The organism is Microlunatus aurantiacus (assembly GCF_039536605.1).
Lineage (GTDB): Bacteria > Actinomycetota > Actinomycetes > Propionibacteriales > Propionibacteriaceae > Microlunatus > Microlunatus aurantiacus.
On sequence record NZ_BAAAYX010000009.1, the window covers coordinates 181,221 to 195,467 of the forward strand.

The following is a 14,247-nucleotide window of genomic DNA, read 5'->3' on the forward strand; positions in this document are numbered from 1 at the left end:
GAGCCGGCCGACCTCAGAACCGGCCGACCTCAGAGCCGGTCGACCTCGTCGGCGATGACCCGGCCGATCTCCAGGGAGGCGGTCGCGGCCGGGGACGGGGCGTTCAGCACGTGGATCTGGCGGGGCGCCCGGACGTACGCGAAGTCGTCCACCATCGTCCCGTCCCGGCGCAGCGCCTGGGCCCGCACGCCCGCTGGGGCCGGCACCAGGCTGTCGTCCGGCAGGGCCGGGACCAGCTCGCGCAGGCTGGCCAGGAAGCGCGCGGGGGACAGCGACCGCCGGATCTCGCCGAGGCCGGTCTTCCAGTACCGGCGGCCGAGGCGCCACGAGCCGGGCCAGCGGAGGTAGTCCGCAACGTCGGCCGGCTTCACCGTGGTCCAGGAGTAGCCCTCCCGGGCCAGGGCCAGCACGGCGTTCGGGCCGGCGTGCACCCCGCCGTTGATCATCGTGGTCAGGTGCACCCCGAGGAACGGCAGCGTCGGGTCCGGCACCGGGTAGATCAGCCCGGTGACCAGGTGCTCGTACGCGGGCTTCAGCTCGAAGTACTCCCCGCGGAACGGGACGATCCGCACGTCCGGCTCCAACCCGGCCAGCCGCGCCAACCGGTCGGACTGCAGCCCGGCGCAGTTCACGAAGCGCTCGGCCCGGTGCTCCCCGGACCGGGTGGTCACGATGACGCCGTCGCCGCGGGTGTCGACGGCGACGATCTCCTCGCCCGTGAGCACCTGCCCGCCACCCGCGGTGATCAGGCTGTCCAGGGTCCGGCAGACACGTGAGTAGTCGACGATGCCGGTGGACTCGACCCGGAGACCCGCCACGCAGGAGACGTACGGCTCGAGCTCGCGGGCCTCGTCGGGGTCGACCCGGCACACCGGGACGCCGTTGGCCCGACCGCGATCGTGGAGGCGGCTCAGTGCGGCCAGCTGCTCGGGCCGGGTGGCGACCACGAGCTTGCCGCAGATGTCGACGGGGATGCCGTGCTCGCGGGCGAAGTCACGCATCGAGGCCGCCCCGGCGGTGCCCAGCGTCGCCTTGAGGCTCCCCGGCGCGTAGTACAGGCCGGAGTGGATGACCCCGGAGTTGCGGCCGGTCTGGTGCCGCGCGATCTCCGGCTCCTTCTCCAGCACGGTCACCCGGTGACCCCGCGTGGTCAGCTCGCGCGCGGTGGCCAGTCCGACGATGCCCGCACCGGCCACCACGATCTCGGCCACGTTCCCCGCCTCCGCTCTGGACGCTTGCGAGGACACCGTAGGCGACCGGCGTGGCGCGCGGCCCGTGGCCCGCAGAGCTCCGGCCCGCAGGGGGCGCCTGCCGGCTCTCGGTGCGGGCGGTCAGTCGGCGGTCAGTCGGGGGTAGAGCCGTCCGCGCGCTCCTCGGCCTGCTGCCGCAGCTCGCTGTTCTCGTCCTCGAGGTCGAGCACCATCCCGATCCCGGCCAGGTTCAGACCGGCATCGAGCAGGTCACCGATGCGGCGCAGCCGGTCGAGGTCGTCGGCGCTGTAGCGGCGGGTGCCCCCCTCGGTGCGGTCCGGCTCCAGCAGCCCCCGGGCCTCGTACGCCCGCAGGTTCTGCACACCCATGCCGACCAGGTCCGCGGCCACGGAGATCCCGTAGACGCCGCGGTGGCGATCGGGTCCGGACGATGTGGTCACCGACGTGCTCCTCGAGAATCTCGCGGCAGCTGCTTGCCTCATCCTGCCATCTGCGCTACAAAATACCTATAGCGCATGCCATAGATCGCAGACGGCGATCGGTGGCCCATCCGGAGCATCGTGACAGCAGACGGAGGTGATGATGATGCTGATGCGCACTGACCCCTTCCGAGATCTCGACCGCCTGGCCCAGCAGGTCTTCGGCGCCGACGGCACTCAGGCCCGCCCCTCGGCCATGCCGATGGACGCCTGGCGGGAGGGCGACACCTTCCTGGTGGAGTTCGACCTCCCCGGCGTGGACGTCGACTCGATCGACCTCGACGTCGAACGCAACGTGATCACCGTCAGGGCCGAGCGACCGAACCGGGCCAGCGACGCCGAGCTGCTCGCCGCCGAGCGGCCCCGCGGGGTGTTCAGCCGCCAGCTGGTGCTGGGGGACAACCTGGACACGCAGCGGATCGGCGCGAACTACCGGTCCGGGGTGCTGACGCTCCGGATCCCGGTGGCCGAGAAGGCCAAGCCGCGCAAGATCTCGATCACGCGCGAGCACGACGACCAGCAGGCCATCAACGCCTGACCCGGGGCCCGTGATGTCCTCGCCCGCTCGCTCTCCCAGCCCCGCCGACACCGACCGGCGGACCGACTTCTGGACGCTGCTGCTGGCCGACCCCGATCTGCTGCGCGCCGAGTTCGACGCCCTCGTGGCCGACGTGTGGCCGGATCGGCCGGGACGTCCGCCCCGTCGCGGGATCCCCGGGGTCCCCCACCCCGGCGGGCGGGAGCGGTGCCCGGCCGCGGCCGGCTGCCGGGTGCCGGTTGGTCGTCGGAGCGCGGAGGACGGGCGACCACGGCAGCGCTCGCCGCCCGGGGCGGTGCTCGGGTCCTGAGTGAACGGCCGGTCCCGGAGAGGTCCGGGACCGGCAGCACCCCGGCTCCGTGCCGAGGACTACCCCGACACGGTGGTCGTGGACCCGTCGGCCCAGACCACCAGGCCCGTGCGACCCACCCGACCTCGCAGCCAGTCGGCGGCGCCGGCACCCTGCGCGAACGCCGCCGTCGCATCGATGTCGGCCCAGGTGAGGTCGGGACCGATCACCGTCACCGACGCGACGCCCTCGACCGGTCGGCCGGTCCGGGCGTCGTACAGGTGGGTGCCCCGTCGCGCGGTCCCGGACGTCGCCACCGCGCCCCGGCGCACCGGGACGGTGGCGATCAGCCGGGTCGGATCGAGGGGGTGCTCGATGCCGATCTGCCAGGACGGCCGGCGGGGATCGGCGACCCGGCAGACCAGGTCACCACCCGCTGACAGGCAGACGTCGGTGTCGTCCAGCGCGGTGAGCCGGCGGGAGGCCCGCTGGACGGCCCACCCCTTCACCACTCCGGACGGGTCGAGCCGTCGACCGTCGACGGCGCCCCCACCCGACCTCGGCAGCCGAACCGAGAACGCGCCACCGGACTGCTCCTCCGCCTGCTGGCCCAGCGCCAGCACCTCCCGTACCTCCGGTGGGCAGTCCGCGAGGTCGATCTCCCCCCGGCCCAGACGGCTGATCACCGAGTCGTCGCGGTAGGTGCTGAACACCCGGTCGACCCAGTCGAGCTCGGCGACCACCTCGTCCCAGGCACGCTCCCCCTGCGCGGTGTCGGCGTGGCGTCCGCGCAGCGCCAGGCTGATCGGCATCCCCATCAGCTGGACGACCCGACGGCGGACGGGCGGGGACGCCACCGGTTCGTGGCGGTCCCGGGCCGTGGCGGTCACAGCCCCGCCTTGTCCAGCGCCGACTGGAGCGACTGCACGTAGCCGTCGCTCGTCACCGTCGCGCCGCTGACCATGTCGATCTTCGCGCTCTGGGCCTTCAGGGTGTCCTGCACCAGCACCGGCAGCGCGTAGTCGTTGATCTCAGCGTCCTTGGGGTTCTCGCTCGGGTGCTGCAGGACGTCGACGGCGGTGATCCTCCCGCTCTTGACGGTGATCTGCACCTGCACCGGGCCCCAGCGCGTCTGCACCGTGGACCCCTGGTACGTCTGGGCGGCCGAGGACCCGGCCGCCGTCGGTTGACTGGACGGATCCGTCGGTTCACTGGACGGATCCGTCGGTTCACTGGACGGATCGGGGGGCGCGGCCGACCCGGCCCCGCTGCCGGTCGACGTGGCGGACGTCTGTGACGACGCCGACGTCGCCGCCGGCGAGTTGGTCGACGTGTGGTAGCCGAACAGCAGCACCACGACGGTCACGGTCGAGGCCAGCCAGAGGACTATGCGTTTCATGGGTTCACCAACCAAAGCTCTCGGTGTGGATGTGGGTGGGCGGTACGCCGGCGGCGACCGCGAGGCGGGCGAAACCGGCGGTCCAGGCCGTGGGACCACAGAGGTAGACGTCGTGCTCGGCGAGGTCCGGGATCCAGTGCCGCAGCGTGGCCAGCTCGTCGTCGCCGGCCATCGGTCCGAGGACCGAGTCCGGGCGTCGGCGAGGTCCGGGCAGCCCGATCACCCTGAGACCGCGTTCGGTGGTCAGAGCCTGCAGCTCGGGAACGAACAGCGGCTCGGCCGTGAAGCGGTCGAGCAGCACGGCGTCACCCGGCGCGTACGCCAGTCCCTCGGCGAGCGCCCGCAGCGGGGTGATGCCGACCCCGGCGCCGGCGAGCAGGACCTTGGGCCGGGTCCGGACCCGGTCGCTCAGCCGCCCGTACGGACCCTCGAAGAGCACCCGGGTGCCCGGACGGAGGTGGGCCAACCGGGCGCTGCCGGCGCCGAGCGCCTTGGCCGTGATCCGCAGGCTGCGACCGTCGGGGGCGGCTGACAGCGAGAACGGGTTGGCCCGGCTCCAGCCGGCACCGTCGAGGAAACGTACGGTGAGGAACTGACCGGCCCGGACGGGCAGCCGGTCCAGCCGGCGGCCGGTGAGGTAGACCGAGACCACGTCGGAGGCCTCGCGGTGCACCGAGGTGACCCGCAGCCCGTGCCGCAGGCTCCGGGTCAGCGGCAGCACCAGCCGCCAGATCACGATGGCACCGGCGGCGCACCCCCACAGCGTCCACCAGAACGCGGTGCGTCCCGGCGAGGAGAGGAGCTGCTGGCCCGTCCAGAGCTGGTGCGGCAGGGCGAGCCCCACGCCGAGGTAGGCGTACAGGTGGATGAGGTGCCAGGACTCGTAGCGGAGCCGGCCACGGGCCTTCTTGATGCTGGTGGTGGCGACCATGATCAGGCAGACCATCCCGGCCACCGAGAGCAGGATCCCGCCGCCGGTGGTGATCAGGTCCCAGGTGGTGCTCGGCACCAGCGACCACCGCGCGCCGGCGTAACCGGCGAGGATCGTGATCACGTGCAGGAGCATCAGGTCGAACGACAGGAAGCCGATGACCCGGTGGCTGCGGGTGAGCTCGTCCCGGCCGAAGGCGTTCTCCAGCGGAGGCAGCCGCGACATCATGATCACCTGCACCAGCAGCAGATCCGCGGACCACAGTCCACTCAGTCGACCGACCGACGTGAGTCCGGTCTCCCAGCCGGTGGTCAGGTCGGTGCCGCCGCCGTCGGTGATCCACCAGTAGGTGACCAGCAGCAGACTCAGCCACAGGGCGACCCCGGTGGCCACCCGCACCCGTCGGTCGCGACCGGCGTCGACGCCCAGCCGCTCGATCGTGGGAACCCCGACCGCCGGTCGGGTGAGCAGCGCCGTCACGACGACTGCTCGGAGTCGTCGGCGCCGCCCTGGAGAGCCGTGTCGGGCGAGCCGGCGCCGTCGGCGCCGTCACGGTGATGCCGGCCGTCGCCGTCGGCGTCGTCGCCATCACCGAGGCGAGGGACCTGCGGGCCCGCCTCGTCGCCCCGGGCCCCGCGGCCGAGACCGGGGTCCGGCGCGGCATCGCTCACGGCGGCCGGCTCGTTCGAGCCGGGCTCCTGCGCCGCCTGCACGTAGGCGAGGCCGGCCGCCGAGGCACCGAGGGTGAGGACGGCGGCGAGCGCCGCCAGCAGCGGACCGCGTCGGCGGCGACTCCTTCGGTCGTCCGGGGCCCCCACCCCTGGGGCACCGAGGTCCGGAGGGGCCGCTGAGTCCGCTCCGGACACCGGGGCGGGGCCGGCCCGGCCAGCGGTCGGGTCGGTGGCGGCGGGTGGTTCCCAGCGGGAACCGCTGTGCTGCGCCGGTTGGTCGTGGCTCACGGTGGTCCTCTCGTTCTGTTCTGCTGGAACGAGTCCACCCGAGCTTTCTTAGACCGGGATCAGTGCGCGCGCCGATCCTGCCGCCCGGGCGGCAGGTCCGGCTGTCCCCTGTCTGCTGGGACCGGCCTGGCTGGGATCTGGGGCGCACCTGTGACGCTCTAAGAATTCACTGATCCGGCTGCGTCACGCTCGCGCCGTGACCGTGTTCCCGATGCGCGCTCAGCGCTCCGCGGTCTCGTCCCGCGTCGAGAGGTTCCACCCCATGACCGTGTTCGGCCTGCCGCTGCACCCGTTGATCGTCCACGCCACGGTGGTGGTCGTGCCGACCGCCGCACTGGCCGTGCTGCTCGCGACGTTCTGGCCGCGGTTCCGTCGCTGGGCGTCCTGGGGCCCGCTGGCCCTGGCGCTGCTGTCGGTGGTTCTGGTGCCGATCACCACCTCCAGCGGCGAGTCGCTGGAGCACACGCTGCCGCACTCCGAGCTGGTCGAGGCGCACGCCCGTCTCGGTGACCAGCTGCTGCCCTGGGTGATCGTGCTGGCCGTGGGCGCCCTGGGGCTGAGCTGGCCGCTGATCACGCGACTGCTGACGGGCCTGCCCGATCGTCCCCGCTGGCTGACGCTGCTCGTCGTCGCGATCGTGGTGGTCGGTGCGCTCGGCACGTTGGTCCAGGTGGTGCGGATCGGCCACAGCGGGGCGACGGCGGCCTGGTCCGACGTGTCGTGAGCACGCCGGTGCGGCATCCTGAGCAGGTGAGCGGCGCGGCGCGGACGGCGGCGGCGGACGGCGGCAGGCCGGCGCCCGACTCCCCCCGGATCCTGCTGGTGGAGGACGACCGCACGCTGGCCGGCATGCTGGAGGAGATCCTGGGCTCGGCGGGCTACGCGGTCGAGGTCGCGTACGACGGGCAGCTGGGGCTGCACCTGGGTCTGAGCCACCGCTACGACGTGATGGTGCTGGACCGCGGTTTGCCCGCCCTCGAGGGCCTCGACCTGCTCGGTCGGCTGCGGAGCCGCGGGGTGCTCACCCCGGTGCTGGTGCTGTCGGCCCTCGGGCTGGCCCGGGACCGGGTGGACGGCCTGGACGCCGGCGCCGAGGACTACCTCAGCAAGCCGTTCGACATCGACGAGCTGCTGGCCCGTCTCCGGGCTCTGCTGCGCCGCCATCACGACCGCGCCGACGACCTGCCGGTGCCCGGCGGGCGGTTGGTGGTGTCGACCAGGACCGTCACCACCGACGACGGTGCGGGCACGTTCTTGTCGGAGCGGGAGTGCGCGCTGCTGGCGGTGCTCGCCCGGCGCCCCGCCCGCGTCTTCACCCGGTCCGAGCTGGTCGCCGCCGTGTTCCCCGACGCCGACGACGACGGGGTGGTCGACACCTATGTCCACTACCTGCGTCGCAAGCTCTCCCGGAACGCGATCCGTACCGTCCGGGGCCTCGGCTACCAGCTGGGGTCCGACTAGTGGTCGGCGGTCGCGGGCGGGGCGCACCGAGCACCGACCTCCGGCGCACCGCGCGGCGCATCGGCCTGCAGACGGCCGGTCTGCTGATCGGCGTCCTGCTGGTGGTGAGCACTGTCGCGTACGTCGCGGTGGTCCGCAGCCAGGAGCAGCAGCTGAACCAGACCCTGACCGACGCGGTCTCCGCCGCCGCCACCGGCCGTGCGGACCGCGGTGGGGACGGCGACGGCGACGACCGGCGGCTGCGGCTGCGCCTGGAGGGCGGCACCTTCACCGCCGTGCTGCACGACGGGAAGGTGGTGACCTCCGAGCAGCTGCCGCCCGGCCTGCCCGACGTCACGGTGATGGAGCAGGTGGCCGCCGGCGGCGTCACGGACCGCCGCCGCGTCGACCTCGCCACCGGGCCGTACGAGATCCTCACGGTGCGGCACGACGACGTCGTCGTCCAGGCGGTGGTCAGCCTGCTCGACCAGCACCAGGAGCGCGAGCGGATCATCGGCGCGCTGGCGCTGGCCGGCGGGGCCGGCCTGGTGCTGGCCACCCTCGCGGCGGTGGTGCTGGCCCGGCGCGCCGTCGCGCCGATGGCCCAGGCGCTGGAGTCGCAGCGACGGTTCGTGGCCGACGCCGGCCACGAGCTGCGCACGCCGCTGACGCTGCTCAGCACCCGGGCCCAGCTGCTGGCCCGGCGCGTGCCGTCGGTCGGTCCGTCCGCCGGGACCCCCGGGGGTCCCGGGGGTCCCGGGGGTCACGGGGGTCACGGGGGTCACGGGGGTCACGGGGGTCACGGGGCCGCCGGGCTTAGCGCGCGGGATCAGCTGATCGGTCGGGACGCCGAAGGCATCGTGGCCGACTCCGCCGCTCTGACCGCGATCCTGGAGGAGCTCCTGCTCGCCGCCGACACCCGCACGCCGGTGCCCCAGGATCCCGTCGACCTCGGTGGGTTGGTGGCGGCGGCGGTGAGCTCGGCGCAGGCGGCGGCGACCGAGGCCGGACTCACCCTGACGCTGACCCCGACCACCGGCGACACCACGCTGGCCGCCGGCGCCCCGACGGCCCTGAGCCGGGGCGTGACCGCGCTGATCGACAACGCCCTCGGGCACGCTCGCTCGCGGGTGGAGGTCGGGGTCGAGCGCCGGGCCCGGATGGTCGTCATCGAGGTCAGCGACGACGGCCCCGGCATCAGCGACGACGTGCTGCCGCGGATGTTCACCCGGTTCGCCGGTGACCGACCGGAGAGCACGGCCCCGAGCACGCGACGCCACTACGGACTCGGCCTGGCCCTGGTCAGTGAGATCGCCACCCGGCACGGCGGGGTCGTCACCGCCGCCAACCGGGCGGCTCCCGGGACTGGGGCCGTCCTGCGCCTGGAGCTGCCGCACCGGTGACCACCGGCGCGACCGTGCCAGAGCCCGGTCCCGCGGCCTAAGGTGTCGTCCCATGACGACTGCGTTGGTGACCGGCGGGACCTCCGGGATCGGGGCCGCGTTCGCCCGGGCACTGGCCGGCCGGGGCGACGACCTGGTGCTGGTCGCCCGGGATGCGGGCCGGCTGGCCGAGATGGCCACCGAGCTCACCGCCGCCCACGGCGTCGACGTGGAGGTGATGTCGGCCGACCTGGGCGACCGTGACGACGTGCAGCGGGTCGCGAACCGGCTGGCCAGCACCGAGCAGCCGGTCGACCTGCTGGTCAACAACGCCGGGTTCGGCGTCCCGTACGCGCTGACCAACGCCGACACCACCCCCCACGAGCACGCCATCGACGTGATGATCCGGGCCGTGCTGGTGCTGGGTGGGGCCGCCGGCCGCACCATGAAGGCACGCGGCGGCGGCACCATCATCAACGTCTCCAGCACCGCCGGCTTCGTCACCATGGGCGGCTACTCGGCGATCAAGGCCTGGGTGACGGTCTACTCCGAGGGACTGGCCAACGAGCTGCGGGGCACCGGCGTGCAGGTCACCGCACTCTGCCCCGGCTGGGTGCGGACGGAGTTCCACCAGCGCGCGGACATCAAGACCTCCAAGATCCCCGATCAGCTGTGGCTCGACGCCGAGCGGTTGGTGTCCGACTGCCTGACCGACGTCGAGCGGCACAAGGTCATCTCGATCCCGTCCAAGCGCTACCAGGCGCTGATCCTGGCGGCCCGGCTCGCACCCCGTACGGCGATCCGGGCGGTGTCGCGGAAGCTGTCCTCGGGACGGCACTGACGTGAGGGATCCCCGGCCCCGACGCGATACGGTGGGCGATGTGCCGAGCCGTCGCCGCTACACCTCGCCGATCCACGCGAGCGCGCGGTTCGTGGCGCAACGAGGGATGCTCAAGCCGCTGATCTGGCGACTGGCCACCGTGACCGTGCTCGGTCGCGAACAGCTCAAGGGCCTCGACGGCCCCTTCGTGATGGTGTCCAACCACAGCTCGCACCTCGACGCCCCGCTGCTGATCGGCGCCCTGCCCCGCAGGTTGGCGCGCTACGTCGCCGCCGGCGCCGCCGCCGACTACTTCTTCGACGTGTGGTGGCGCAAGGGCCTGACCGCGCTGTTCTTCAACGCCTTCCCGGTGGATCGGACGGGCCTGCGCGGCAAGCGCGGGATGGCGACCAGCCTGCTCGACGACGGCGTTCCGCTGCTGCTGTTCCCCGAGGGCACCCGGTCCCGGACCGGGGAGATGGGCAACTTCAAGCCCGGCGCCGCGGCCCTGTGCATCAGCCGCGACGTGCCCTGCGTGCCGGTGGCCCTGGTCGGCGCCTCGGACGCGATGCCGCGCGGTGCCAGCTGGCCGGTCAAGGGCCGGCCCCCGGTCTACGTGGTCTTCGGTGCACCGATGCGGCCCGAGGACGGGGAGAAGGCGGCGGTCTTCTCCGACCGGATCGCCAAGGAGGTCCGCGGCCTCGTCGACTACGGGATGAACTACCGCGAGCAGCAGCAGCGACTGGCCGACGGCCGGCGCTCACTGCCCACGGAGCGTACTGAGGACTTCGGAGGGGATCAGCGATGAGCGGCGTGAAGCACATGAAGTGGTGGGGCTGGGGCGTCGAGGGCGTCGGCTTCCACCACGAGGACAAGCCCGCCTTCGGTCCCTTCGTCGCCGAGAAGGTCGGACTGGACATCACCGGTGACCCGGTGGTGCCGCCGGAGCTGGAGTCGCTCCCCGTGCCCGTGCCGAAGCTGACCGACGCCTTCCTCGGCCAGCTGACCGAGCTGCTCGGCGAGGAGCACGTCCACACCGAGACGCTCGACCGCATCGTGCACACGTACGGCAAGAGCCTGCGCGACCTGGTCCGCCTGCGGCGGGCGATCATCCCCCGCATCCCGGACGCCGTGCTGTATCCGGCCGACGAGGACCAGGTGCGGGCGATCGTCGACCTGGCTGTCGCCGAGGACGTGGTGATCATCCCGTTCGGTGGTGGCACCAACATCTCGGGCAGCCTCGAGCCGCCGCCCGACGAGGCGCGACCGGTGCTCTCGGTCGATCTCGGCCGGCTCAACAAGGTCCTCGACATCGACGCCGAGTCCGGGCTGGCGCGGATCCAGGCCGGCACCCTCGGGCCGGATCTCGAGGAGCAGCTGGGCGCCCGCGGCTGGACCATGGGCCACTTCCCCGACTCGTTCACCCACTCCACCCTCGGCGGGTGGGTGGCGACCCGGTCGTCGGGCATGCAGTCGGACAAGTACGGCGACATCGCCGACATGACCCGCGGTCTGCGGGTCGTGGTCCCCGGCGACGTGCTGGTCATCCGCCCGCTGCCGAGCACGGCGACCGGTCCCAGCGTCCGGGAGATGATCCTGGGCAGCGAGGGCCGGCTCGGCGTCATCACCGAGGTCACCGTTCAGGTGCACCGGGTGCCCGAGGAACGGATCATCCTCGGCTACCTGTTCCCGTCCTGGGAGTCCGGGATGGCGGCCATGCAGGACATCGCGAGCTCCGACGCGGCCCCCACGATCACCCGGGTCTCCGACGCCCGCGAGTCCGCCTTCTCCTTCGCCACCGGCAAGCACAAGCCCGGTTTCAACCTGTCCGGCAAGATCCAGAAGGGTCTGATGACCGTGCTGGAGAAGCGCGGCTGGGACCTGGAGAAGGTGTGCCTGTCGTTCATCGGCTTCGAGGGCGCCAAGAGCCACGTGGCGTACGAGCGCAAGCTGGTCAAGACCATCGTCGGCCAGCACGGCGGCATCGTGGTCGGCACCGGGCCGGGTCGGCTCTACGACCAGAAGAAGTTCGACACCCCGTACCTGCGGGACTTCCTGCTCGACCGCGGCGCCGGCGGCGACGTGTCCGAGACCGCGGCCCCCTGGTCGCGGCTGATGGAGGTCTACGACAACACGGTTGCCGCGGCTAACCGGGCCTTCGACCAGATCGGGGTCCGCGGCTGGATCATGTGCCACCTGTCGCACAGCTACCACTCCGGCGCCTGCCTATACTTCACGTTCGCCTTCCCCCTCGACGACGTGGACCCGCTGGTCGGCTACGACGTGGTGAAGTCGGCCATCCAGCAGAGCTTCGTCGACCACGGCGGCACGTTGTCGCACCACCATGCGGTCGGCACGGAGCACGCGCGTTGGATGCCCGAGGACATCTCCGCCCCCGGCGTCGCGATGATCGACGGCCTCTTCAGCACCGTCGACCCGGGGCGCAACCTCAACCCCGGCAAGGTCACCGGGCACTGACTGTCCGGGCGCCCCGCCGGCCGGGTGGGGTTCCCGCGGAGAAGTGACGGGGATGCGCCCCCCAACGGTCCGCGCGCGGCGTGTCGCCCGGCGTGTCGGGATCGAGACGCAGATTTCCGTCACTCAGCCCGGCGCACCACCCCGGGCGATCCGGTGCGCCTCGTCCTGCAGCGCCGCCAGCACCACCCGGACGGCCCGGCGCGCCGCCCGCTCGGGGCGGGACAGCACCTCGATCAGCCGGCCGGCCCGGATCCCCGTCACCGGGACCAGCACGAACCGGCCGGAGGCGTGCTCCTGGGTCGAGTAGCGCGGCAGCAGCGCGATCCCCTGCCCGCGCGCCACCAGCCCCTCCATCAACGGCAGGTGCGTGGTGCGGCGGACGATCCGGGCCGGGGCGCCGGCCCGGGCGGCCAGGGCGCGGACCGCCTGCTCGATCGGGAACTCCGGCGGCGGGGCGATCCAGGCCTCCCCCACCAGCTCGGCGGGCTCCACCTGCTCCCGCCCGGCCAGCCGGTGGTCGAGGGCCACGGCGACATCCAGTGGCTCGCGCAGCAGCGGCGTCACCCGGACGCCGGTGTCGGTCGCGGGCTCGGTGTCGTCCGGCCGGTGCGCCACCACCAGGTCGTAGTCGACCACCAGGGCGGCGAAGTCGGCGGTGGCCACGTCCTCGTCGAAGGTCTCCACCGTCAGCTCCGGGTAGGCCGACAGCCGCTCCACCAGGCCCGGGACCAGCAGCTCGCCGGCCGAGAAGAAGGAGGCCAGCCGCACGGTGCCCGCCGTGCGACCGAGGAACGCGTCCCAGGTGGCGTCCGCCTCGGCCAGCGCGGTCGCCACCCCGCCGGCGCTGGCTGCCAGGGCCCGCCCGGCGTCGGTCAACCGCAGTCCGCGGCCGACGTGCTCGACCAGCGGGATCCCGGCCTGCCGCTGGATCGCCTTGAGCTGCTGGGACACCGCCGACGGGGTGCGGTGGGTCGCCGCCGCCACGGCGGTCACCGAACCGCGGTCGGCGAGCTCGCGGATCAGCTGCAGCTGACCCCACTCCCAGCCCATCGACGTCTCCCTCGGTCGGCTCGCGGCGACTGTTAAGCACAACTACGCCGTCAGTGAAGCACATGTCGATTGTGCTTCACGGTTGGTGTCGGGAGGATCGACAGCGTGAACTCCCGTGACCGACTCCTGGCGCTGCTCGTGGCCGTCTGCTGGGGTCTCAACTTCCCGGCCACCGCGCTGGCCCTGGAGCACTTCCCGCCGCTGTTCATGGTCGCGCTGCGGTTCGCCCTGGTGGCCGTGCCGACCATCCTGCTGGTCCCGCGTCCGCAGGTGAGACTGCGCTGGCTGATCGGGACCGGGCTCGGGATCGGCGTGCTGCAGTTCGCGTTCCTGTACCTCGGCATGGCCGCCGGGATGCCCAGCGGTCTGGCCTCGCTGGTCCTGCAGGCCTCGGCCCCGTTCACCGTCCTGCTCGCCGGGATCTTCCTGGCCGAGCGGATCACCCGGCGCCAGGTCGTCGGGATCGGCCTGGCCGTCACGGGTCTCGCCGTGATCGCGGTCCACCGCGGCGAGACCGCGGCCCTGCTCCCGGTCGTGCTGACGCTGGCCGGCGGGTTGGGCTGGGCGATCGGCAACGTGTGCAGCCGCAAGGCGGCCGCCCCCAACCCGCTGCACCTCACTTTGTGGATGTCGGTGGTGCCGCCGATCCCCATGCTGGCCGTGGCCCTGGCCGTGGAAGGACCACAGCGCATCGGTCGGTCGCTGTCGACCGCCTTCACCGTCGACGCGCTGCCGGCGGTGCTCGGGCTGCTCTACATCGTGGTGGTGGCGACCCTGCTCGGCTACGGGATCTGGAACACCCTGCTGTCCCGCTACCCGTCCAGTGCTGTGGCGCCGTTCTCGATGCTGGTCCCGATCGTCGGCGTCCTCAGCTCCTGGGCCCTGTTCGGCGAGCGCATCGACATGGTGGAAGCGGCCGCCGGGGTCGCGGTGGTCGGCGGGGTGCTGGTCGGGTCCTTGCCCTTCCGCTCCCGAGCGCGAGCGGCCGGGATCGCCCGCCGGCGTGCTGAGGAGGAGAGAGGAGAGGGCGCACTCTCCTCTCCGAACGACGACGACGTAGCCGGGCTCGAGGGCGATCCCAGCGAGTGCGGGGTGGCTGCGCGAGCGGCCGGGATCGCCCGCCGGCGTGCTGAGGAGGAGAGAGGAGAGGGCGCACTCTCCTCTCCGCACGACGACGACGTAGCCGGGCTCGAGGGCGATCCCAGCGGGTGCGGGGTGACAGCACCCGTACGCCAGCCGTAACACCGGTGTCACGGTCCGCGGATTGAATG

The 14,247-nt window shown here is 72.9% G+C and carries 16 protein-coding genes; 9 read left to right on the plus strand and 7 right to left on the minus strand.

The genetic code is table 11. The features are described 5' to 3' along the window. Positions 1-29 precede the first annotated feature (29 nt). A complete protein-coding gene (lhgO, locus tag ABD714_RS12425; RefSeq protein WP_344812671.1) occupies positions 30-1,211 on the minus strand; it encodes an L-2-hydroxyglutarate oxidase in 1,182 nt (393 codons plus the stop codon). 131 nt (positions 1,212-1,342) lie between these two features. Beyond that, positions 1,343-1,651: a MerR family transcriptional regulator gene (locus tag ABD714_RS12430; protein ID WP_344812672.1), complete on the minus strand. Its 309-nt coding sequence runs from the start codon at positions 1,649-1,651 to the stop codon at positions 1,343-1,345. Positions 1,652-1,802: 151 nt separating this feature from the next. Between ABD714_RS12430 and ABD714_RS12435 the strand changes: the two genes are divergently transcribed. Then, positions 1,803-2,228, plus strand: coding sequence for an Hsp20/alpha crystallin family protein (locus tag ABD714_RS12435; protein WP_425562391.1), 426 nt, complete (start codon positions 1,803-1,805; stop codon positions 2,226-2,228). 13 nt (positions 2,229-2,241) lie between these two features. Then, positions 2,242-2,538, plus strand: coding sequence for a hypothetical protein (locus ABD714_RS12440; RefSeq protein WP_344812673.1), 297 nt, complete (start codon positions 2,242-2,244; stop codon positions 2,536-2,538). Between the two features lie 59 nt (positions 2,539-2,597). Here the strand turns inward: ABD714_RS12440 and ABD714_RS12445 are convergent, their stop codons facing one another. From ABD714_RS12445 to ABD714_RS12460, 4 genes are read right to left on the minus strand one after another with little or no spacing between them, the layout of a single operon-like run. Continuing rightward, positions 2,598-3,407, minus strand: coding sequence for an FAD:protein FMN transferase (locus ABD714_RS12445; RefSeq protein ID WP_344812674.1), 810 nt, complete (start codon positions 3,405-3,407; stop codon positions 2,598-2,600). Continuing rightward, positions 3,404-3,916, minus strand: coding sequence for an FMN-binding protein (locus tag ABD714_RS12450; protein ID WP_344812675.1), 513 nt, complete (start codon positions 3,914-3,916; stop codon positions 3,404-3,406). Before ABD714_RS12450 ends, ABD714_RS12445 begins: the two co-directional genes overlap by 4 nt. A gap of 4 nt (positions 3,917-3,920) precedes the next feature. After that, complete coding sequence (locus ABD714_RS12455) at positions 3,921-5,327, minus strand: ferredoxin reductase family protein (protein WP_344812676.1); 1,407 nt, start codon at positions 5,325-5,327, stop codon at positions 3,921-3,923. Then, positions 5,324-5,806, minus strand: a complete 483-nt coding sequence (locus ABD714_RS12460) for a hypothetical protein (RefSeq protein WP_344812677.1) — start codon at positions 5,804-5,806, stop codon at positions 5,324-5,326. The genes ABD714_RS12455 and ABD714_RS12460 overlap by 4 nt, the downstream gene beginning before the upstream one ends. Positions 5,807-6,068: 262 nt before the next feature. Here ABD714_RS12460 and ABD714_RS12465 point away from each other — a divergent pair, with 262 nt between their 5' ends. Genes ABD714_RS12465 through ABD714_RS12490 form a run of 6 tightly spaced genes read left to right on the plus strand, consistent with a single transcriptional unit; the run spans position 6,069 to position 11,926 of the window. Beyond that, positions 6,069-6,530: a DUF2231 domain-containing protein gene (locus ABD714_RS12465; RefSeq protein ID WP_344812678.1), complete on the plus strand. Its 462-nt coding sequence runs from the start codon at positions 6,069-6,071 to the stop codon at positions 6,528-6,530. 26 nt (positions 6,531-6,556) lie between these two features. Beyond that, entirely contained in the window at positions 6,557-7,267 is a 711-nt protein-coding gene (locus tag ABD714_RS12470) for a response regulator transcription factor (RefSeq protein ID WP_344812679.1), read from the plus strand. Next, positions 7,267-8,649, plus strand: a complete 1,383-nt coding sequence (locus tag ABD714_RS12475; protein ID WP_344812680.1) for a sensor histidine kinase — start codon at positions 7,267-7,269, stop codon at positions 8,647-8,649. Before ABD714_RS12470 ends, ABD714_RS12475 begins: the two co-directional genes overlap by 1 nt. A gap of 52 nt (positions 8,650-8,701) precedes the next feature. After that, a complete protein-coding gene (locus ABD714_RS12480) occupies positions 8,702-9,469 on the plus strand; it encodes an SDR family NAD(P)-dependent oxidoreductase (RefSeq protein ID WP_344812681.1) in 768 nt (255 codons plus the stop codon). Between the two features lie 40 nt (positions 9,470-9,509). Then, a complete protein-coding gene (locus ABD714_RS12485; RefSeq protein WP_425562392.1) occupies positions 9,510-10,256 on the plus strand; it encodes a lysophospholipid acyltransferase family protein in 747 nt (248 codons plus the stop codon). Further along, positions 10,253-11,926, plus strand: a complete 1,674-nt coding sequence (locus ABD714_RS12490) for an FAD-binding oxidoreductase (RefSeq protein WP_344812682.1) — start codon at positions 10,253-10,255, stop codon at positions 11,924-11,926. The genes ABD714_RS12485 and ABD714_RS12490 overlap by 4 nt, the downstream gene beginning before the upstream one ends. A 123-nt stretch (positions 11,927-12,049) precedes the next feature. Here ABD714_RS12490 and ABD714_RS12495 read toward each other — a convergent pair whose 3' ends face one another. After that, positions 12,050-12,976: a LysR family transcriptional regulator gene (locus ABD714_RS12495; protein ID WP_344812683.1), complete on the minus strand. Its 927-nt coding sequence runs from the start codon at positions 12,974-12,976 to the stop codon at positions 12,050-12,052. A 105-nt stretch (positions 12,977-13,081) separates the two neighbouring features. On the opposite strand from ABD714_RS12495, the gene ABD714_RS12500 reads away from it, so the two are divergent. Beyond that, complete coding sequence (locus tag ABD714_RS12500) at positions 13,082-14,218, plus strand: EamA family transporter (protein WP_344812684.1); 1,137 nt, start codon at positions 13,082-13,084, stop codon at positions 14,216-14,218. Positions 14,219-14,247 lie beyond the last annotated feature (29 nt).

Bases quoted from the DNA above. Each gene is read 5' to 3' on its own strand.
- ABD714_RS12495 (WP_344812683.1), bottom strand. From the start codon at position 12,976: ATGGGCTGGGAGTGGGGTCAGCTGCAGCTGATCCGCGAGCTCGCCGAC.
- ABD714_RS12450 (WP_344812675.1), bottom strand. From the start codon at position 3,916: ATGAAACGCATAGTCCTCTGGCTGGCCTCGACCGTGACCGTCGTGGTG.
- ABD714_RS12465 (WP_344812678.1), top strand. From the start codon at position 6,069: ATGACCGTGTTCGGCCTGCCGCTGCACCCGTTGATCGTCCACGCCACG.
- ABD714_RS12440 (WP_344812673.1), top strand. From the start codon at position 2,242: ATGTCCTCGCCCGCTCGCTCTCCCAGCCCCGCCGACACCGACCGGCGG.
- ABD714_RS12435 (WP_425562391.1), top strand. From the start codon at position 1,803: ATGCGCACTGACCCCTTCCGAGATCTCGACCGCCTGGCCCAGCAGGTC.
- ABD714_RS12480 (WP_344812681.1), top strand. From the start codon at position 8,702: ATGACGACTGCGTTGGTGACCGGCGGGACCTCCGGGATCGGGGCCGCG.
- ABD714_RS12490 (WP_344812682.1), top strand. From the start codon at position 10,253: ATGAGCGGCGTGAAGCACATGAAGTGGTGGGGCTGGGGCGTCGAGGGC.